Origin of the sequence: Planotetraspora kaengkrachanensis (genome assembly GCF_016862895.1) — a bacterium.
GTDB lineage: Bacteria > Actinomycetota > Actinomycetes > Streptosporangiales > Streptosporangiaceae > Planotetraspora > Planotetraspora kaengkrachanensis.
Window position 1 is genome coordinate 337486 of record NZ_BONV01000003.1, and the last position, 19627, is coordinate 357112.

Annotated in this window: 21 protein-coding genes and 1 tRNA gene; 8 read left to right on the forward strand and 14 right to left on the reverse strand. The window is 70.3% G+C overall.

The features are described from left to right. Positions 1 to 273: 273 nt before the first annotated feature. Positions 274 to 1449, forward strand: coding sequence for a sensor histidine kinase (locus Pka01_RS06210; RefSeq protein ID WP_203881615.1), 1176 nt, complete (start codon positions 274 to 276; stop codon positions 1447 to 1449). After that, positions 1446 to 2168 carry a response regulator gene (locus tag Pka01_RS06215; RefSeq protein WP_203881616.1) on the forward strand — a complete coding sequence of 241 codons (723 nt, stop codon included), beginning with the start codon at positions 1446 to 1448 and terminating at the stop codon, positions 2166 to 2168. The genes Pka01_RS06210 and Pka01_RS06215 overlap by 4 nt, the downstream gene beginning before the upstream one ends. A gap of 182 nt (positions 2169 to 2350) precedes the next feature. On the opposite strand, the gene Pka01_RS06220 is transcribed toward Pka01_RS06215, so the two are convergent. The 4 genes from Pka01_RS06220 to Pka01_RS06235 all read right to left on the reverse strand — a co-directional run bounded on the left by Pka01_RS06220 (position 2351) and on the right by Pka01_RS06235 (position 5786). After that, complete coding sequence (locus tag Pka01_RS06220; RefSeq protein ID WP_203881617.1) at positions 2351 to 3196, reverse strand: ABC transporter permease; 846 nt, start codon at positions 3194 to 3196, stop codon at positions 2351 to 2353. Further along, entirely contained in the window at positions 3193 to 4215 is a 1023-nt protein-coding gene (locus tag Pka01_RS06225) for an ATP-binding cassette domain-containing protein (RefSeq protein ID WP_203881618.1), read from the reverse strand. Before Pka01_RS06225 ends, Pka01_RS06220 begins: the two co-directional genes overlap by 4 nt. 15 nt (positions 4216 to 4230) lie before the next feature. Next, positions 4231 to 4815: an NADPH-dependent FMN reductase gene (locus Pka01_RS06230; RefSeq protein ID WP_203881619.1), complete on the reverse strand. Its 585-nt coding sequence runs from the start codon at positions 4813 to 4815 to the stop codon at positions 4231 to 4233. A gap of 107 nt (positions 4816 to 4922) precedes the next feature. Beyond that, positions 4923 to 5786: an NAD(P)H-binding protein gene (locus tag Pka01_RS06235; RefSeq protein WP_203881620.1), complete on the reverse strand. Its 864-nt coding sequence runs from the start codon at positions 5784 to 5786 to the stop codon at positions 4923 to 4925. Positions 5787 to 5902: 116 nt separating this feature from the next. On the opposite strand from Pka01_RS06235, the gene Pka01_RS06240 reads away from it, so the two are divergent. Further along, entirely contained in the window at positions 5903 to 6325 is a 423-nt protein-coding gene (locus Pka01_RS06240; RefSeq protein ID WP_203881621.1) for a winged helix-turn-helix transcriptional regulator, read from the forward strand. Between the two features lie 79 nt (positions 6326 to 6404). Beyond that, on the forward strand, positions 6405 to 7364 hold the full coding sequence (locus Pka01_RS06245) for a hypothetical protein (protein WP_203881622.1): 960 nt from the start codon (positions 6405 to 6407) through the stop codon (positions 7362 to 7364). Positions 7365 to 7385: 21 nt separating this feature from the next. Here Pka01_RS06245 and Pka01_RS06250 read toward each other — a convergent pair whose 3' ends face one another. Continuing rightward, positions 7386 to 7580 (reverse strand): hypothetical protein, encoded by a 195-nt coding sequence (locus Pka01_RS06250; protein WP_203881623.1) that lies wholly within the window; start codon positions 7578 to 7580, stop codon positions 7386 to 7388. A gap of 106 nt (positions 7581 to 7686) precedes the next feature. Continuing rightward, positions 7687 to 7763 (reverse strand) — tRNA-Lys (locus Pka01_RS06255). 85 nt (positions 7764 to 7848) lie between these two features. Between Pka01_RS06255 and Pka01_RS06260 the strand changes: the two genes are divergently transcribed. Together Pka01_RS06260 and Pka01_RS06265 are read left to right on the forward strand one after the other, a co-directional pair. Beyond that, positions 7849 to 8697, forward strand: a complete 849-nt coding sequence (locus tag Pka01_RS06260; protein ID WP_203881624.1) for an AAA family ATPase — start codon at positions 7849 to 7851, stop codon at positions 8695 to 8697. 31 nt (positions 8698 to 8728) lie between these two features. Further along, the gene (locus Pka01_RS06265) at positions 8729 to 10108 is read left to right on the forward strand and encodes a vWA domain-containing protein (RefSeq protein WP_203881625.1); all 1380 of its coding nucleotides are present in this window, start codon (positions 8729 to 8731) and stop codon (positions 10106 to 10108) included. Between the two features lie 112 nt (positions 10109 to 10220). On the opposite strand, the gene Pka01_RS06270 is transcribed toward Pka01_RS06265, so the two are convergent. Next, a complete protein-coding gene (locus tag Pka01_RS06270) occupies positions 10221 to 10991 on the reverse strand; it encodes a nuclease-related domain-containing protein (protein WP_203881626.1) in 771 nt (256 codons plus the stop codon). A 180-nt stretch (positions 10992 to 11171) separates the two neighbouring features. On the opposite strand from Pka01_RS06270, the gene Pka01_RS06275 reads away from it, so the two are divergent. After that, on the forward strand, positions 11172 to 11786 hold the full coding sequence (locus Pka01_RS06275; RefSeq protein ID WP_203881627.1) for a TetR/AcrR family transcriptional regulator: 615 nt from the start codon (positions 11172 to 11174) through the stop codon (positions 11784 to 11786). On the opposite strand, the gene Pka01_RS06280 is transcribed toward Pka01_RS06275, so the two are convergent. Genes Pka01_RS06280 through Pka01_RS06300 form a run of 5 tightly spaced genes read right to left on the reverse strand, consistent with a single transcriptional unit; the run spans position 11779 to position 16918 of the window. Next, positions 11779 to 12918, reverse strand: a complete 1140-nt coding sequence (locus tag Pka01_RS06280) for an acyl-CoA dehydrogenase family protein (RefSeq protein ID WP_239114770.1) — start codon at positions 12916 to 12918, stop codon at positions 11779 to 11781. The genes Pka01_RS06275 and Pka01_RS06280 overlap by 8 nt on opposite strands. Continuing rightward, positions 12915 to 14087 (reverse strand): acyl-CoA dehydrogenase family protein, encoded by a 1173-nt coding sequence (locus Pka01_RS06285; RefSeq protein ID WP_203881628.1) that lies wholly within the window; start codon positions 14085 to 14087, stop codon positions 12915 to 12917. The genes Pka01_RS06280 and Pka01_RS06285 overlap by 4 nt, the downstream gene beginning before the upstream one ends. 16 nt (positions 14088 to 14103) lie before the next feature. Then, positions 14104 to 15309 carry an acyl-CoA dehydrogenase family protein gene (locus Pka01_RS06290; RefSeq protein ID WP_203881629.1) on the reverse strand — a complete coding sequence of 402 codons (1206 nt, stop codon included), beginning with the start codon at positions 15307 to 15309 and terminating at the stop codon, positions 14104 to 14106. After that, positions 15310 to 16305: a phosphotransferase family protein gene (locus tag Pka01_RS06295; protein ID WP_239114771.1), complete on the reverse strand. Its 996-nt coding sequence runs from the start codon at positions 16303 to 16305 to the stop codon at positions 15310 to 15312. Between the two features lie 46 nt (positions 16306 to 16351). Then, positions 16352 to 16918: a TetR/AcrR family transcriptional regulator gene (locus Pka01_RS06300; protein WP_203881631.1), complete on the reverse strand. Its 567-nt coding sequence runs from the start codon at positions 16916 to 16918 to the stop codon at positions 16352 to 16354. An 81-nt stretch (positions 16919 to 16999) separates the two neighbouring features. Between Pka01_RS06300 and Pka01_RS06305 the strand changes: the two genes are divergently transcribed. Further along, on the forward strand, positions 17000 to 18136 hold the full coding sequence (locus Pka01_RS06305; RefSeq protein WP_203881632.1) for an FAD-dependent monooxygenase: 1137 nt from the start codon (positions 17000 to 17002) through the stop codon (positions 18134 to 18136). Positions 18137 to 18176: 40 nt separating this feature from the next. Here Pka01_RS06305 and Pka01_RS06310 read toward each other — a convergent pair whose 3' ends face one another. Together Pka01_RS06310 and Pka01_RS06315 are read right to left on the reverse strand one after the other, a co-directional pair. Beyond that, positions 18177 to 19115 carry a DMT family transporter gene (locus Pka01_RS06310; RefSeq protein ID WP_239114772.1) on the reverse strand — a complete coding sequence of 313 codons (939 nt, stop codon included), beginning with the start codon at positions 19113 to 19115 and terminating at the stop codon, positions 18177 to 18179. Positions 19116 to 19220: 105 nt separating this feature from the next. After that, positions 19221 to 19580 carry a VOC family protein gene (locus tag Pka01_RS06315; protein WP_203881634.1) on the reverse strand — a complete coding sequence of 120 codons (360 nt, stop codon included), beginning with the start codon at positions 19578 to 19580 and terminating at the stop codon, positions 19221 to 19223. Positions 19581 to 19627 lie beyond the last annotated feature (47 nt).

Consider the following 19627-nt stretch of genomic DNA (forward strand, 5'->3'; position numbering starts at 1 on the left):
GCCCCACGTGGCCTAACGACCTTGAAATGGCTGACCAGCTACGCCTTGGCAACCCCAGAACGATGGCGTCCGGGAGCGACGGCGGGCGGGGTTGTCGTAGTCTCGATCATCGATGCTCCTTTCATGGGTGGATGGCGCCGACGCTAGGCCGCCCACGGCCTGCGATCGTCCATCGCCGGCTGGGTGGACGCGGCGGCTGGTTGGAGCAACGGTGGTGCGGCATCCACCCCAGGGTGGACGTCCGGCGACTGTCGCCGGCCGTATCATGCGCCCATGCTCGACAGCGCCGCCCCCGCCGAGCCCGGTCGGCGCCGGGCCTGGCTTTTCGACGTCTCCATCGCCGCGGCGTTCGTCGCGGTTGGCCAGATCGATGTATGGGCACCGCGGCATATTGTGTGGGCCGACGATCCTGTGGCGGGACCCGCGGCGCTGAACTCCGTCCTCTTCTTCGTGGTCGCAGCGTCGTTGGCGTGGCGCCGGCGGGCGCCGCTCGTAGTCAGTTGCGTGGTCGCCGGGGCGGCCGCCGCGCAGGCCGTCATCACCGCGACCGCGCCCATCGGCCTGCTTCTGGACGGTCCGGTGCTGGTGAGCCTCTACTCCGTCGCGGCCTACAGCCGGCGCGGCCAGGCGCTGACCGGGCTGGCGGTGACCGCCGTGGCGGTCGTCGTGCATGACCTGCAGGACCCGGCGATCCGGTCCAGCGACGGCTTCGACGATGCGTTGTTCTGGTGGCTTGTGCATCTGGTGGGCTGGGTCGTCGGCCGGTACGTCGGCAGCCACCGAGCCGCGGCGGCGATGGCCCAGCGGGCGAAGACGCTCGAGGGCGCTGTCCGGACCCAGCGGGACCGGATCGCCCGGGAACTGCACGATGTCGTCGCGCACGGGGTCAGCGTCGTCACGGTGCAGGCGGGCGCCGCCCTGTCGGTCTTGGACGAGCGGCCGGACCGGGCGCGCGAGGCATTGATGGCGATCGAATCGACTGCTCGTGGTGCGTTGGACGAGATGCGCCGCCTGCTCGGTGTGCTGCGGGCAGAGGATGTCGGGCCCTCCTTCACGCCGCAGCCGTCCCTCACCGATCTGGCCGAGCTCTGCGAGCAGGTCGGGTCCGCGGGTCTGCCCGTGGCGTTCTCCGTCGAGGGTGCTGTGCGGAGGCTGCCCGCAGGCGTGGAGCTCGCGGGGTACCGCATCGTGCAGGAGGCGCTGACCAACGCCCTGCGCCACTCGGGCGCGAGCGGCGCCGAGGTCAGGGTCAGCTACGGCACCGACGACGTCGTGCTCCGCGTGGTCGACGACGGGACCGGTGCAGGCGAGCAGCGGGGAGGTGGCTTCGGTCTCATCGGGATGCGCGAGCGGGCTGCCATCTACGGCGGCGAGCTGACGACTGGCCCACGAGACTCTGCCGGCTATGCCGTCCATGCGCGGCTGCCCTACCCGCAGGTGCAGCCGTGATCGACATCGTCGTGGCCGACGACCAGCAGCTTGTCCGGACCGGCTTCCGGCTCATCCTCGAGGCTCAGCCTGATCTGCGGGTCGTCGGCGAGGCGGGCACCGGCGTCGAGGCGGTGACGGTCTCCCGCCGGCTGCGACCCGACGTCGTCCTCATGGACATCCGGATGCCCGAACTGGACGGCATCCAGGCGACACGGCAACTGCTCGCAGCCGCCGACCCGGACCTCCCGCACGTACTCATGCTGACAACCTTCGATCTCGACCGGTACGTCTACGGGTCCCTCAAGGCGGGCGCCAGCGGCTTCCTGCTCAAGGACACCCCGCGCGACCAACTCATCGATGCCGTACGCGCCGCCGCGGCCGGGCAGCGCCTCATCGCGCCCGCGCTGACACGCCGCCTGATCGAGCGCTTTCTCGTGCTCCCACCCCCCGACGGCGGCCACGCGCCGAGCCTGCGGACGCTGACCGACCGTGAGCTCGAGGTGCTGCGACTCATCGCGCGAGGGCTGTCCAACACCGAGATCGCGGCATCGATATTCGTCGCGGAGGCGACGGTCAAAACGCACGTCAACCGGATCCTGGCCAAGCTCGGTCTGCGCACGCGCGTCCACGCTGTCGTCCTGGCCTACGAGACCGGCCTGGTGCGCCCGGGGGATCCCGAGGCGCCCGCACCGCCGCGCCGCGCCGCGAGTTCGCCTGAGGACGCGACCTTCGCGTAACTCGCGAAATTGAGGTTGCGGTTGCCTGCGGACGTACACCCACCTGCTGCCCGATGCCGCAGACCGGGCGCGGAAGGCCATGGATGCCTTCTTCGCGCCCGGCCTCGTGGAAAGGTCGAGTGCCCTGACTGTGCCCTCGGAAGATCAACCTAGGCGTTTCCGCAGGTAGACACCACCGGTTGTCACTTCCGGTTGTACAGGCGCATCGTGAGCGTGCCGAAGACCACGACCAGCACCGCGCTGGAGATCAGCACCAGGGTGACCTCTCCGGTGTCGGTGGTGCCTCCCATCAGCGAGCGCACCGCGCTCACCAGATGCGTGATCGGATTGACCTCGACGAACACCTGCAGCCAGCCCGGCATGGTCTCCGGGTCGACGAAGACGTTGCTGAGGAAGGTCAGCGGGAACAGCACCAGCATGCTGACGCCCATCACCGACTTCTCGCTGCGCAGCAGCAGTCCGAACATCGTCCAGACCCATGAGAACGCGAACGAGAAGGCGATCAGCAGGGCGATTCCCGCCAGCACGCCGGTGACGCCGCCGCCCGGGCGGAAGCCCAGGACCAGGCCCACCACGAGGATGACCAGGGACGCCACCGTGTAGCGGAACATGTCACCGAGGATGTAGCCGACCATCGGCGCGGGCCGCCAGATCGACAGTGACCGGAAACGGTCGAACACCCCCTTCTCGATGTCGGTGTTGACCGCCACTCCGGTGTACATCGTGATCATCACGATGCTCGTCACCATGATTCCAGGCAGCAGGTACTGCAGATATTCGGTCGTCGAGCCGGCGAGCGCGCCGCCGAACAGGTACGTGAACATCAGCGTCATGATGATCGGGAACGCTGTGACGTCGAACAGCTGCTCCGGCACGTGCTTGATCTTCAGCATCGCGCGCCAGCCGAACGTGATCGAGGCGGACAGGGCGCTGGGGCGCCTCGGGCGCGCCCCCGGTGCCATGACGGCGCTGAGCGCCTCGGCGGCGGGGACGTACGCGGTGCCGGGCTCGGTGGTCGTGGCGCTCATGCCGCTGTCTCCTCTGACGTGGCGGGGTGGTCGGTGCGGGCGTCTGCTCGGGCCGGCGCGCCCGTCAGTGCGAGGAAGGCCTCGTCCAGGCTGGGCTGGCCGAGGGAGAAGTCGTCCACCGAGATACCGGCTGCGGCCAGTTCCGACAGCGCACGGGCGGCCCGCTCCGCGGCGGCGTGCTCGATGCCCTCGCCCGCCACACGCGCGGTCAGGGCCACCGGATCGGCTTCCAGTTGGACGGGGGCGTCCAGCGCCTTGGACAGGACGCGCTCGGCCTCCGGCCGTTGCGACGCGTCGCGCAACCGTACGTGCACGGAGCCCGCGCCGACCGAGGCCTTCAGCTGCCCCGGGGTGCCCTCCGCGATGACCTTGCCGTGGTCGATGACCGCGATGCGGCCGGCCAGCCGGTCGGCCTCGTCGAGGTACTGCGTGGTCAGCATCACCGTCGTGCCCTGGGCGACCACGATCCGGATGATGTCCCAGACCTGGTTGCGGCTGCGCGGGTCGAGTCCCGTGGTGGGCTCGTCGAGGAAGAGCAGCTCGGGCGTGTTGAGGATGCTGGCCGCGATGTCCAGCCGCCGGCGCATGCCGCCGGAGAAGTTCTTCACCTGCCGGTCGGCCGCGTCCGTGAGCCCGAACGCCTCCAGCAGTTGCGCCGCCCTGTCCCTGGCGCCCGGCTTCCGGTAGCCCAGGAGCCTGGCGATGAGGACGAGGTTCTCCATCCCCGTCATGTCCTCGTCCACCGAGGCGAACTGCCCGGTCAGGCTCACCCTGCCGCGCACCGCGTCCGCGTCGCGCACGATGTCGTGGCCGAACACCCGCGCCTCACCGCCGTCGGGTCGCAGCAGCGTGGCCAGGATCCGCACCGCCGTCGTCTTCCCCGCCCCGTTGGGGCCGAGCACGCCGTACACCGTCCCGGCGGGAACCGTGAGGTCCAGGCCGTCGAGCGCGCGGTTCTTCCCGAAAATCTTGATCAGGCCCGACGTCTCGATGGCCGGGCCGGCTCCATGTTCACTCATGATCTTCCTCTCCGGTTACGCGACGTACGGCCTGGCGGCGCGCGCGGCCCGCAGCGCGAGACCCCACCAGACGAGCTGGTCGAGCATGGCCGTACACGCCTGGATCTGTTCATCGGTGCCGCACGGTTCGCCGCTGTCGTCGACGCCGCCGCCGAGCAGGTTGAACCCGACACTGTCACGCATGGACACGGCATGCAGCTCAGTGAAGACGGTCCGCAACTGCTCGACCGCGTAGACGCCCTCCGACCTGCACCCGTAGGACACGAAGCCGACCGGCTTCGCCCGCCACTCGTCGTAGGCGTAGTCGATGGCCTGCTTGAGGGATGCGGGGAAACTGCGGTTGTACTCGGGGGTGACGACCACGAAGGCGTCGGCCCTGCCTATCTCCGCGGTGAACCTGCGCATCTGGGACGTGGGCTCGTGCGGGTATCGCGCGGGGAACGCGAACTCGGCCAGGTCCACAACGTGCGCCAGGATGTCCTTCCGCTCCCGTATCCGCTCAACGAACCACCGGCCGACCACGTCGCAGACGCGGCCCTCCCTGGTGCTTCCGATGATCGCCGCCATGCGCAGCGGGGGCCCGGCCTCCGTGATCCACATCGGTGTCCCTCCTCGGCCGTCCGTCGTCACCCCACAGGCGCGAGAAACGGCGAGGCGCCCGCTAGATCGGATCTAGCGGGCGCCTGGCGTACGGAGCCGTCGCGGCGTCAGGAGGCGAGCGCCTCCGCGATCGTGTCCGCGACGGGGGTCGTGGGACGCCCGATGAGCCGCGACAGGTCCCCGGGCGTGTCCGCGAGCGCGCCTCTGCCGATGGCCCCGTCCATGTCCACCAGGATGTCGGCGAAGCCCTCCGGAACCCCCACGCCGGTGAGAATCGCCTTGTGCTCTGCCGCGGTCAGGGACGTGTGCACGATCTTCTCGCCCGTCTGCCGCGTCACCTCGTCGGCGAACTCCTCGAACGTCCACGTGGTGTCGCCGCCCAGTTCGTACGCCTGGTTCAGGTGACCGTCCGCGCGCATGACGACAGCCGCGGCGGCCGCGTAGTCGGCACGGGCAGCGGTGGCGATGTTACTGCCGGGAGCGACGTTGTTGACGATGGCGCCGCGCTCGATGATCCCGGCCAGGTCGCGGGTGTACACCTCGGAGTACCAGTTGTTGCGCAGGAACGTGTACGGCAGGCCGGAGTCGAGGATCAGCCGCTCGGTCTCGCGGTGGTCGTCCGCGAGCAGGAAGTCGGCCTTGGGTCCGCCGAACGCGCCGACGTAGGCCAGTTGAGCCACGCCCGCCTCCTTCGCGGCTTCGATCACCCCGACGTGCTGGACGGCGCGCCTGCCCACGTCAGTGCTGGGGATCAGCAGCACCCGGTCCTCGGACCGGAACGCCCCGGTGAACGTCTCCGGCAGGTCGTAGTCGGCCACGTGCAGCCCCACGCCCCGCGCAACCAGGTCGGCCGCCTTCTCCTCGCTGCGGGCGACGGCCGTGATCCCGTCCGCCGGCACTCCGGCGGCGAGCAGGTCCGCGATGACCAGACGGCCGAGCTGACCGGTCGCGCCGGTGACGAAGATGCTCATTCGAATGCTTCTCCCCGAATAGGTTCGCGTCATAAGTGCAGGTCCTGCACCCGGGGCTCACCATATGACCGGTACTATCCCTGCCATAAGTACCCACCTTCAAGTAAGGTACTGACATGGGCGTAAGAGACGAGCTGAGATCGCACGGCGGCACTGCCGCGGCTGGTACGGCCGAGCCGTCACCGAGCGTCAACCGCGCGGAGTGCCCCTCACGAGGAGTGCTCGAACACGTCACCAGCCGCTGGGGCGTCCTCGTCCTGGCCGCGCTGCTCGAGCGGTCGTTCCGCTTCAGCGAACTGCGCCGCGAGATCGGGGGCGTGAGCGAGAAGATGCTCGCGCAGACCCTGCAGACCCTGGAGCGCGACGGCTTCCTCCACCGGGACGCCAAGCCCGTCATCCCCCCGCGCGTCGACTACTCGCTGACGCCGATGGGCCGCGAGGTCGCGCAGCAGGTATGGGTGTTGACCCGGTGGGTCGAGAAGCGACTGGACGACGTCTTCGAGGCACGCGACGCCTACGACGGAGCCCACGCCTCCTGACCGAGCACCTTCCTGTTCACGCCCGCGTCGCCGAATCCCCGTCGACCGCGCGATTTCGGATTCGGCATAATGACCGGCCATGTTGATCCAAAACCGCCGGGAAGCGGTCGGAGCATGGCGGCGACTGGATCGGCGCACCCGCCATGACCTGCTGAACAGCCGGACGCCTCATCCCGATCCACGGATCGCCGCCGTCGCGGCCGCATACGCGGGCGTTTCCCTGGGGCGCGCGGCGATGCTGAGACGCGTGCTCCTGGCGATGGCGTGGGGCGCGTTCGTCCTGGTAGCGGTGGCCGTCGCGGCCGTCGTCATCGAGGTCACCAGCGGCTCGAAGGCCGGCTTCACCCTCCTGCCCCTGCTGACCGTCGGGGCCATCGTCGTATACCTCTGGCGCCTGATGCGGCGGCAGATCGCGCTCACCCGCATGGAGACCCTCAACTCGCAGAGCCTGCCCGTCGCGGCCCCTCCACCCATGCCTTCGGGTACGCCCTCCGACGGGGAACCGCTGGTCGTCGGATACGACTTCAAGGCGTTGCGCGGTTCGTGGGCGCTGTCCGCGGTCCTCATCATCGGCGTGCCGGCGCTGGCCATCGCGACCGGGCGGCCCTACATCTACATCCCCATGACCATCGCCATGGGAGCCATGGCGATCTTCACCATCGTGACCACCGCTCGGGTGGTGGCTCGTAGGAAGACTCCGGTCCTCGTGCTCGACTCCACGGGGGTCTCCCTGCCGCAGTATGACTTCACGGTGCCGTGGCCGCAGATCGCCACAGTGCGCGTGCTCCCCTTGCCACGGGGATCAGGGCGACGCGGAAAGCACCGGATGATCGTCTTCGTCCCCCTCGACAACCAGCTGATCCTGCAGTCGGCTCCGCCCAAACTCGCGAACAGCATGCGCCGCGCCATGGGCTTCTACGGCTCTCCGATCGTGGTCATGGACAAAGGGCTGAACACCGGTGCCGAAGAGATCGTGGGTGCGGCCGCGACTCTGGGAGGCGTCCAGGCCGAACGGACCGGAGCCGCGCCCACGCCATGACCTTGGACGGGGACCGGTCGTTCACCGGGTGACGCGGCGGGCGAGGGCCTGGCCCGCCGGCAGATCGGCGACGAAGGACCGAAGGAAGCCCATGATCCGCTCGAGCTCGATCACATAGACGTTGATCGGCAGCGGAGGGGTCCACCGGCGCGAGGAGAACAGCCACCAGTACGTCGGCGCACGGGTGGCGGCCACATGCTCGGGATAGATGGACACCCGCACGGCTATTACCGGGTGACGATGATCGGAGGGGAATCCACAGGGGCGGGAAACACTTCTGGGCACCCTCGTGAATCACGAGAATGCCCAGGAATCGGAATCGTGGTGCGCCGCCAGGGACTCGAACCCCGGACCCGCTGATTAAGAGTCAGCTGCTCTAACCAACTGAGCTAGCGGCGCAGAGCTCTTAGAGATTATCGCAATGCCCAGACCACTCAAAACCGGGCTACTCTAGAACAACATTCGGTCGACGCTGGGAGTGCAGATGTGGTTCGCCTCGCCTGACGAGGTCCGGGAACGGCTGACGGCCGTGGACTACCTTGCCGACGACGGCATCACGACATCGGTCTTCCTGGCCGGGGCCCTCGGAAAGCCGCTGCTGACCGAGGGGCCGGCCGGTGTGGGGAAGACCCAGCTCGCCAAGGCCGTCGCGGCGGCCACGGGCGCCCGGTTGATCAGACTGCAGTGCTATGAGGGCCTCGACGAGGCCCGGGCGCTCTACGAGTGGAACTACAAGAAGCAGCTGCTGCGCATCCAGGCCGACGACGACGCGTGGGACGACATCTTCTCTGAGGAGTTCCTCCTCGAGCGCCCCCTGCTGAAGGCGATCCGGAGCGACGAGCCGACGGTGCTGCTCATCGACGAGACCGACAAGGCCGACGTCGAGGTCGAGGGACTGCTGCTGGAGATCCTGTCCGACTACCAGATCACCATCCCCGAGCTCGGCACGATCGCCGCCGCGCGCAGGCCGTACGTCGTGCTCACCTCGAACGCGACGCGCGAGCTGTCGGAGGCGCTCAAGCGCCGCTGCCTCTACCTCCACCTCGGCTACCCCACTCCCGAGCGCGAGCGCGACATCGTGCTCGCCCAGGTCCCCGGTCTTCCCGCGAGCATCGCCGAGCAGCTGGCCCGTACGGTCGCCACGCTGCGCGCCCTGGAGCTGAAGAAGTCGCCGTCGATCGCCGAGACGATCGACTGGGCCCGCACGCTGCTCGCGCTCGGCCGTACGGAACTCGACGACGCCGTCATCGGGCGGACGCTCGGCGTGGTGCTCAAGCACAACTCCGACCAGGCCAGGGCAGCCAAGGAGCTCGGCCTGGCGGCCCGCTCGTGAGAACGGCCGCGAGACCGGCATGGGAACGGGCATGACACGCGAGTCGCTGGTCGACCGGCATCTCGGATTCGTGCAGGCGCTGCGCGAGGCGGGACTGCCCGTATCGCTCGCCGAGGGGCTCGACGCCGCCGGCGCCCTCACGCTGATCGACCTGGCCGACCGGAACACGCTCCGTGAGGCGTACGCGGCGACGCTGGTCAAGCGGCCGTCGTACCGTCCCGGCTTCGACGTGCTGTTCGACCTGTGGTTCCCGCCCGTGGTCTCCGGCTCGTACGGCACGGGCGCAGGCGAGCGGCCGGACGGCGGCGTCGACCTGGAGCACGCCGAGGTCCCCGAGTTGCGCGACCGGCTCGCCGATCTGCTGGCGGGCGACCCGGACGACCCCGCGTTCCGGGAGTTCGCCCGCGCCATGGTGGAGCGGTTCGGCCGGGTCCAGGCGTCGGCGGGGCGGCAGTCGTGGTTCTCCTTCGCCGTGCTGCGCGCGTTGTCGCCGGAGACGCTGACGGCCCGCCTGCTCGACCGGATGCTGGCGGAGCGCGGCGGCCTCCCCGAGAAGATCGCCCGGCAACAGATAAGCCGGAATATCACCAGATTTCAGGATGAAGTGGCCACGGATGTCCGCCGAAGGATCGCCGAGGAGTCCGGCGTCGAGAAGATCGCCCGGTCGACGGTCAAGCCGCCGATCGACAGGATCGACTTCCTGCGGGTGACGAAGGCCGAGCTCGCGCAGCTCCGCCGCGAGGTCTACCCCCTGGCCCGCCGGCTCGCGACCCGGCTCACGATGAGGAACAAACTCGGCCGCCGCGGGCGGCTCGACTTCCGCCGCACGGTCAGGGCCTCGTTGTCGACGGGCGGCGTGCCGCTCACGACGCGGCTGCGGCCCAGGCGCCCGCACAAGCCGGAGCTCGTGGTGTTGTGCGACGCCAGCGACTCCGTCTCCACGTTCTCCCACTTCACGTTGCTGCTCACGTTCGCCCTGCGCGAGCAGTTCACGAAGGTCCGCGCGTTCGCGTTCGTCGACACGGTCGACGAGATCACCACGATGTTCGCGCCCGGCGCCGACGTCATCGACGCGATCACCCGGATGTCGCAGGACGCCGACATCACCCGGTTCGGCCGCACCGACTACGGCAACGTCTTCGAGCGGTTCGCCGAGCGTTACGCGGACGCCGTCGGCCCGAAGACGTCGCTGCTGATCCTCGGCGACGCCCGTTCCAACTACCAGGCGCCCGCCCTGGACACGCTGAAGCGGCTGGCGGGGCGGGCCCGGCACGCCTACTGGCTCAACCCGGAGCCTCGGGCGCAGTGGGACACCGGAGACTCGGTCGCCACCGGCTACGGCTCCGTCGTCCCGATGTACGAGTGCCGGAACGTCGCCCAGTTGGCCGAGTTCATCGAGACGCTCGACTGAACCCCTGTCCGCCTGCCGGGATCGAGATCCCCACCTCGATCCACGGCTTCCCGATCGACACCCTTCGCCCGCGTCGATCCTCCGGCGGCACTGTCTGGCCCGGTCCCTGGGGTCACATCATGCGGCGCAGGATGCGCGCGGCCGTGCGCGACAACAGTTCGATCTGCTCGGCGGTCAGCTCCGCGGTCGGCTCCGACCGGATCCAGCGCGCCACCCTGCGGGGGTAGGACACCGTGAGCCCCTCGCCCGTGAGCGTCCCGCCGCGCGCGTCGATCTTGCCGCCGTGGACGGCGAGCACGGGCGTGATGGTGACCGAGATGCCGGTCTCACGGGTCAGCAGCGCCGCCATCGACGTGGCGGCGCCGATCAGCCCCTTGGCCACCGAGGTGCCGAACTTCTCGTCGAAGAACAGGCGCTCGCCGTACTTGGCGATGTGCGTGTCGGGCTCCCACGCCTCGTTGTCCACGATCCACACGCCTCCGGGTCCGATGACCAGGTGGTCGATGGAGGTCTCGCCCGGTACGGCCCGGCCGTTCATGACGCGGTAGCCGTGCCGGGCCAGTCCCCGGCGCAGGAGACGCGCGGTCCTGACCTCGCCGCGTCGTTTGCCCCGCCAGACGGCCGTCCGCTCGTGGGAACGCCAGGCGATCAGCAGGTCGACCAGGGCCGCGGCGCCGCCGAGCAGCACGCCTGCGGCGAAGGGATTGGCCAGCCCCATCCGGTAGGCGAGGTAGTAGCCGGCGACGAAGCCGGCCACCCCGACGGCTGCGCGGACGCGGAGCCGGTTCCTGCGCCCGGCGAACCAGAAGGTCTCGTACAGGTTCTGCGGCGAGGCCCCTTTGAACTTCTCGTCCTGAGGCACGTAGATCGAGCCACTGGGCATGGCGAACTCCCCCACGGTAGGCAGGCGGCTGTCTCAGGGATACCCAAGTGGGAACCCCAGATCTCCTCGGCACAGGAAATTAACCCATTCCCGCCCCCGAAACCGGGGATTGGCCCCGTCCCCAGTACGATCGACCGACCAGTCGGTACGCTGTGCCGTACAGACAACGAGGAGGACACGATGGCGCGCAGCGCAGTCACCGTGGAGGAACCGGTCCGCCGGCGCCTGCTCGCCGAGGCCACCCGGCTGTTCGCCGAACGCGGCTTCGAGAGCACATCCGTCCAGGAGATCGTCGCGGCCGCCGGCGTCACCAAGGGCGCCATGTACCACTATTTCGGTTCAAAAGATGACCTCCTGCACGAGATCTACGGCCGGGTCCTCCGCCTGCAGATGGAGCGCCTGACCCGCTTCGCCGACGCCGAGGGCCCGGTGGGCGAACGGCTCTACGCCACCGCGATGGACGTGGTCGTCACCACGGTCGAGAACCTCGACGACTCCAAGATCTTCTTCCGGTCGATGCACCAGCTCGCCCCCGAGACGTACAAGACCGTCCGCGCCGAGCGCCGCCGCTACCACGAGCGCTTCCGCGACCTCGTGATCGAGGGCCAGCGGGCCGGGGTGTTCCGCGAGGACATCCCGGCCGAGATGGTGGTCGACTTCTTCTTCGGCTCCGTCCACCACCTGGGCACGTGGTACAGCCCCGACGGCCCGCTCTCCGGCCAGGAGGTCGGCAGGCACTTCGCCGACCTCCTGCTGAGCTCCCTCGGGCACCCGCTCGGCAAGACGGTCAGCTGACCGGGCCGGGCAGGTCGGCCAGCGTGGCGAGCGCGTCGCGGTGGTCGCCGGGAGTGCCCAGAGCGATCTCGTCGGCCTTCGCCCGCTTGAGATAGAGATGCGCGGGATGCTCCCAGGTCATCCCGATTCCGCCGTGCAGTTGGATGCACTCCTCCGCGGCGTGCACGGCCACCGTCCCGCAGTGCGCCTGGGCGACCGCGACCGCGACGCCCGCGTCCTCACCCGCGCCGAGCAGGGCGGCGGCGTTGCGGGCGGCGGCCCTGGCGCCGACCACCTCCAGCCACAGGTCGGCCAGCCGGTGCTTGATCGCCTGGAACGAGCCGACCGGCCGGGCGAACTGCTTGCGCTCCCTGACGTAGGCCACCGTCGTCGACAGGCACCACTCGGCCACCCCGAGCTGCTCCGAAGCCAGCAGGCCCGCCGCCAGCAGCAGGGCGTCCGCGACACCGGCCGCGCTCCCCACCGGCCGCGCCTGTGCCCCGGTGAACGACACCGTCGCGATGGGCCGGGTCAGATCGAGCGACGCCACCGTCTTGATCCGCGCCGCCTGCGCGTCCACCGCGTACAGCGCCGGGTCGCCCCCCTCCACCGCCACCGGGACGATCAGGACGTCGGCGACCTCCGCGCCGATCACCCCGGTCACCCTGCCGGTGAGGGTGCCGTCCGCGCCGAGCGTCACCACCGGGCGCGCACACGTGTGCGGCGAGGCCGCGAAGGACACCACGAGCGCGGCGGTCGCCTCTCCCGACGCCAGCCGTCCCAGCAGCTCCCGCGCGGCCTCGTCCCGCGCGCCGAGCAGCGCCCGCGTCGCGAGGACGGCACTGCTCAGGTACGGCACGGGCGCGACCGAGCGGCCCAACTCCTCCAGGACGACGGCCGCCTCGCGGGCCGACGCGCCGGCGCCGCCCAGGTCCTCGGGGATCAGCAGCCCGGCCGCGCCGATGTCCCGCCCGAGCGCCTTCCACAACTCCATGTCGTACGGCACGGCGCCGGTCGTCGCCGCCGACTCCACGTGGGCCAGCACCACCGAGGGGGCGCTCCGGTCCGTGAGCAGGCCGCGGACGGCCGCCCGCAACTCCTCCTCCACCTCGGTGTAGAGCAGCGTCATCGGGCTGTGTGCTTCCTCGCTCATCGGGGGAGGTCCTTCCAGGCGACGTCCTTGTCGACACGGGGTTCGGACGGGAGCCCGAGGACGCGTTCGGCGATGATGTTGCGGAGGATCTCCGACGTGCCGCCCTCGATGGAGTTGCCCTTCGCCCGCAGGTAGCGGTAGCCGGATCCGCGGCCGAGGAAGTCGACGCTGTCGGAGCGGCGGAAGGTCCAGTCGTCGTAGGCCAGGCCCTCCTCACGCATCAACTCGACCTCCAGGCCCGTCAGCTCCTGGTTGAGCCGCGCGAAGGCCAGCTTCATCCCCGACCCCTCCGGCCCGGGGTGCCCGGCGGCGAGTTGCTCACGCAACCTGGTCGCGGTGAGCCGCATGACCTCCGCGTCGACCCAGAGGGCGAGCAGCCGCTGGTGAAGGGAATGGGTGCGCAGTTCGGGGCGCTCGCGCCACGTCTCACCGAGCAGTCCGATCATGGTCCGCCGGGTGGGCGTCCCGCCGATCGCCACCCGCTCGTTCATGAGCGTGGTCTGCGCGACCCGCCAGCCGTCGCCGACCTCGCCGAGCCGGAGCGAGTCCGGCAGCCGGACGCCGGTGAGGAAGACCTCGTTGAACTCGGCCTCACCGGTGATCTGGCGCAGAGGGCGCACCTCGACGCCGGGGGCCTCCATGTCGCACACGAAGTAGCTGAGCCCGCGGTGCTTCGGCACCTCCGGGTCGGTGCGCGCGACGAGGATCGCCCAGCGCGCGTGGTGGGCGCCCGACGTCCAGACCTTCTGCCCGTCGACGACCCACTCGTCGCCCTCCCTGACCGCCCGCGTGGCGAGCGTCGCGAGGTCGGATCCGGCGCCGGGCTCGCTGAAGAGCTGGCACCAGACCTCCTCCCCCGTCCACAGCGGCCGGAGGAACCGCTCGCGCTGCTCGTCGGTGCCGAACGCGAGGATCGTCGGCGCGGCCATGCCGAGACCGATGGCGATCAGGCCCGGGTCGTTGTCCGGCGTGCCCCTGAACCTGCGTTCCACGACGGCCTGCAGGCCGCGCGCCGCGCCGAGCCCGCCGAGCCCCTCGGGGAAGTGCACCCAGGCCAGACCGGCGTCGAACCGCGCGCGCAGGAAGTCGAGCCGCCCCATCTCCGCCGGATCGTGCTCGGCCAGGAACGCCTGAGCGCGCTCGTCGACCGCCGCCTCATCCCATGCCACGAGACATCCCTTCCCGTCAGTCCATGTACTTCTTGAGCTCGCGGTAGGCGAGCGACCGCTTGTGCACCTCGTCGGGGCCGTCGGCGAACCGGAGGCTCCGTACGCCCGCCCACGCGCCGGCGAGCGGGAAGTCCTGGCTCAGCCCGCCCGCGCCGTGCACCTGGATGGCCTTGTCGAGGATCCACTCGACGGCCGCGGGAGTGGCGATCTTGATGGCCTGGATCTCGGTGTGGGCGCCGCGGTTGCCGACGGTGTCCATGAGCCAGGCCGTCTTGAGCACCAGCAGCCGGAGCTGCTCGATCCGGACGCGGGACTCGGCGATCCAGTCCTGGACGACCCCCTGCTGGGCGATCGTCTTACCGAAGGCGGTGCGCGAAAGGGCCCGTCTGCACATGAGCTCGACCGCGCGCTCCGCCGCGCCGATCAGGCGCATGCAGTGGTGGATGCGGCCCGGCCCGAGGCGCGCCTGGGCGATGGCGAAGCCGCCGCCCTGCTCGCCGATCAGATGGTCGGCGGGCACCCGGACGTCCTCGAAGACGACCTCCGCGTGGCCGCCGTGGCTGGCGTCGTCGTAGCCGAAGACCTTCATGCCCCGCTTGATGGTCAGGCCCGGGGTGCCGCGCGGCACGAGGATCATGCTCTGCTGGCGGTGCGACGGGGCCTCGGGGTCGGTCTTCCCCATGACGATGAGGATCTTGCAGTTCGGGTTCATCGCCCCGGTGATGAACCACTTGCGGCCGTTGACGACATACTCGTCGCCGTCCCTGACGATGGACGTCGAGATGTTCGTCGCGTCGGAGGAGGCCACGTCGGGCTCGGTCATGGCGAACGCCGACCGGATCTCCCCGTTCAGCAACGGCTCCAGGTACTCCTTGCGCTGCCATTCGCTGCCGAACTGCGCGAGCACCTCCATGTTGCCGGTGTCGGGCGCGGCGCAGTTGGTCGCGGTCGCGGCGATCGACGGCGACCTGCCCATGATCTCGGCCAGCGGCGCGTACTGCAGGTTGGTGAGCCCGGCGCCCTCCTCCCCCGGAAGGAAGAGGTTCCACAGGCCGCGTCCCCGCGCCTCCGCCTTCAGGTCCTCGATCAGGGGCGGCGGGCCCCAGCCGCTGACGGCCGCCTGCTCCTCGTAGGCGCGCTCCGCCGGAATGACGCACTCGTCCATGAACGTCAGGAGCCTGGCTCGCAGCTCGGCCGTGGTGTCGTCGAACCCGAAATTCATCTAGACCTCCTCGAGACCGCGGGCGACGAGCGGGGCGACCTGCTCGCCGACCTCGGCGAACCCCTCCCCGACCGTGAGCCCCTGGGTGAAGCGGAAGTGGATGCCCTCGGCGATCACCGCGAGCTTGAAGCAGGCGAGGCCGACGTACCAGCCCAGACGGGAGATGTCGCGGCCGGACGCCTCCGCGTAGTGGGCGGCCAGTTCGTCCCTGGGCGGCGACTCGCCGACATAGTCGTTGTCGAGCTGGTTGAAGTCGCCGTACAGGAGGAAGAGGGCCAGGTCGGTGAGCGGATCGCCGAGCGTGGACATCTCCCAGTCGAGGACGGCCCTGACGCGGTCGTCCGCGACGAGCGTGTTGCCGAGCTTGAAGTCGCCGTGGACGATCGCGGGCTCGCCGGAACGCGGCACCGACTGCGACAGCCGGGCGAACAGGTCGTCGATGCCCTCGACCTCGCGGCTGCGGGAGGCGTCGAGCTGCCGCTTCCACCGGCTGACCTGCCGCTCGAGGAAGCCCTCCGGCCTGCCGAAGTCGCCGAGGCCGACGCCGTCCGGGCCGATCGAGTGGAGCGCCGCGAGCACGTCGACGAGCTGGTGCGCCAGCATCGGGGTGATCGGAGGCTGGCCGCCCTCGACGTACTCCATGACGTAGAACGGCGCACCGATGACGTCGGCGTCCTGGCACAGGTGGAAGGTCCTCGGCACCGGGACGGGAGTGTCCTGGAGCGCGCTCATGACGCGGTACTCGCGGCTCATGTCGTGCGCGGTGGCCAGGACGTGCCCGAGGGGCGGCCTGCGCACGACGAACCTCGTGTGCGCGTCCTCGACGACGTAGGTGAGGTTGGACTTCCCGCCTGTGATCATCTCGGCGGAGAGCGGGCCCCGGGCGAGCCCCGCCGCACACAGGTGATCCGCGAGCCGGTCCAGGTTCAGGCCGGGTGGATCGGCGTTCACCCCGAGGGCGTCCTGTCCTGCGGCGTTCTCCTCGGCATCATTCACCTCAGCAGCGTACCGACCAGCCGGTATGGCTGTCGAACCCCCCATGTCACGGAAGGCGGCCCCGCAGGAAGTCGGCGAAGGCGGCGTGCAGGTCGTCCAGCGACGGCGTCCGGCCCGCTCCCACCACGGCGTCGAACAGGATGCCCTCGGCGAAGGCGACGAGCTCGTGGCCGTGCCGTACGGGATCGGCGGAGCCGGCGGCCGCGAAGAGGGCGACGGCGGCCTCGCGGAACCTCCGGCCCAGCTCGTCGTAGACCGTGCGGAGCTCCTGACGGCGGGTGGCCTCGAGGGCGAGCTCGTACCGGGCGATCGTGCCGACCCGGTTGTCCGTCACCGCCTTGTAGGTCGCGCCGGCGACGAACCCGGCCAGGTCACCCCCGGTCTCCGGAGGCACGTCGGCCGGCGGACCGGAGAAGAGCAGCTCCTCCCGCTCGGCGAGCCGGTTGATCGTCAGCTCGAGCAGGGCGGAGCGGGTGCGGGCGTGGTTCGACGTGGAGCCCTGCGGCAGTCCGGCGGCCTCGTCGACCGCCCGGTGGGTCAGCCCCCGCATGCCGCGTTCGGCCAGGATCTCGATGGCCGCGTCCGCGATGACTTCCGCCCGATGGCTGATCACGGTCGAATACTACGCCTGTAGTGACACCCGACTACAGGCGTAGTACGGTTCGACTACAGATGTAGTGGGCCGGGAGGCGTCATGGCACAGGCGGTGGTGATCGGTGCGGGAATCGGCGGCCTGACGGCCGCGGCGGCACTCGAACGCGACGGATGGTCGGTCGCCGTCGTCGAACAGGCGCCGTCGATCGAACCCGTCGGGTCGGGGCTGGCCGTCGCGCCGAACGCGCTACGTGCCCTCGACACGATCGGCGTGGGTGACGACGTGCGGAAGCTCTCGGCCATCCAGGGTGAGGCCGGCATCCGGCGCCCGGACGGCCGCTGGTTGTCCCGGACGAGCGCCGAGGAGGCGCAGGCGCGGTACGGCGACCCGACCGTCCTCCTGCTCCGCTCGGAACTGGTCGGCCTTCTCTCCGCACGGCTCTCCCCCGGCGTGCTGCGCCTGGACACCCGCGTGGAGTCCGTCGATCCGGAGGGCGGCCTGGTCTCCACGGGCGACGGCGACATCGCGACCGACCTGATCGTGTCCGCCGACGGCATCCGGTCCTCCACCAGGACGACACTGTTCCCCGGGCATCCCGGCCCCGTTTACGCGGGCGCCACGAGCTGGCGTCTCATCGCCCCCGCCGTCGAGGACTCCGTACCGGCCGGGGAGACGTGGGGCCGCGGGCTGGTGTTCGGCGTCATGCCGCTGGCCCACGACCAGGTGTACTGCTACGCCACGTCGACGACGCCCGCGGGCGGGAACGCGGCCGACGAGAAGGCGGAGCTGACCCGGCTGTTCGGCGGCTGGCACCCGCCCATCCCCGCGCTGCTCGCCGGCGCCGACCCGGACACGGTGCTGCGCCACGACCTCTACTCCATGGACACGCCGCTCCCGGCCTTCCACAGAGGCAGGGTGGCGCTGATCGGCGACGCCGCCCACGCGATGACCCCGCATCTGGGCCAGGGCGCGTGCCAGGCCATCGAGGACGCCGTGGTGCTGGCCCATCACGCGAGCCGTACCGGAGTCGCCGGGCTCGCCGCCTACACGTCCGACCGGCTCGAGCGCACGACGCGGATCGCCCGCCGGTCGAGGTCGATCGGCCGGCTCACCGGATGGCGCACTCCGCCTGCGGTGTCGGCTCGCGACGCGATGCTGCTCCTCGCCGGAAGGCTCGGCCGCGACATGGCCCTGCGTCAGTTCGACGACGTCTTCGACTGGCGTCCTCCGGCGTGACCGGCCGTGGCGTCACGCCGGGACGTGAGTGAGACGCGCGTCAGAGCCTGGCCGTCTCGACGGCGCCGGTCCCCGCCTCGGGAAGCCGCGCAGGAGCCGCGCCGGGGACGCCTTCCGGAACGGCCTGGGAGTCGGGGACGCCTTCGGGAACGGCTTCCGGGACGGCCTGGGAGTGGTCGGGCGCCATCCGGCCCAGGGTGACGGTCCCGGCTATGAGCACGGCCGCCGCCGCCAGGGCGGGGATCACGTTGTTCGCCCCCGTGGGGAGCGACTCACCGAGCAGCACCGCTCCGGCCGTCACCGAGGTGATGGGGTCCACCACCTGGACCCCGGCGTAGGCGATGCCGAAGTAGCCCACGGCGTACGACTTCTGCAGCAGAACCACGGCGCAGATCAGCAGCACCGGGATCGCGAGGGTGAACCACGTGAGCAGCCGCGTGAGGTCGCCGCCGAGCCCACCCCCCACGACCCGGACGAACGTGGACACCGTCGCGGTGACCGAACCGGCGCCGATGGCCATCAGCAGCGCCTTGAAGGGGCCGCGCAACCAGCGGGCGATCAGGAACGAGACCGCGACGATCACCCCGACGGTCGCGATCAGCCCGATGGCGGCCCGGTTCGACAACACCGGCGTCACGTTGTGGGCCGGGACGAGCAGCATCAGGCCCAGCAGCCCGGCCGCGACCGCCACCGAGCCGATGATCTCGGCCCGGTGCGGCCGCCTGCCGTGCAGCCACGCCGCGAGCGGGACGGCGAAGACGAGCGTCGCCACGCTGACCGGCTGCACCACGACGAGGGGCGCGATGCTGAGGGCGAGCGCGTGGAGGGACGCGCCCGTGAAGCCGATGACGCCGCCGATCCACCAGCGGGGCCGTCTCACCAGCTTGAGCGTGGCGCCCGCGCTGACCGCCTCGCGCTGCTGGAGTGCGGCACCGAGGGCGTAGCCCAGGGCTCCGATGAGGGCGATCGAGATTCCCATCAAGATCATGGGCGCCGGCCGGTGGGTCGCGAATCGAGTGTCACCACGCAAGCTTAGGGACAAAGGTCACTGTCCCGGCCGCTCGATCACTCGACCCGCATGAAGTCACGACCTTTCCGGACAGACGCAAAACAGGTGGCCCTCGGGGTCCGCGAGGACGATCCACCCGTCACCCGGCTGAAACTCCGGCTTGGTCGCGCCCAGTTCGAGGTACTCCTCCACGGCCTTGGCCACGTCCGGCACCCGGAAGTCGAGGTGGAACTGCTTGTCGGGTCCCGGCCACGAAGCCGGTTTCCGGTCGGGCACGCGCTGGAAATAGATCGTGGTGGTGCCGTCGCCGATTCCGGCGTACTCGTCCTCCGCGTACTGCACCTCGAACCCGGTGATCCTGGCGTAGAACTCGGCCAGCTTCTTGGGCTCGGCGCAATCGAGGGTGACGGCGATGAGTTTCGCGATGGTTGTCATGGGCGCCATACTTCCGGCCATACCTGTCAACCTCTGACAGCAATGTC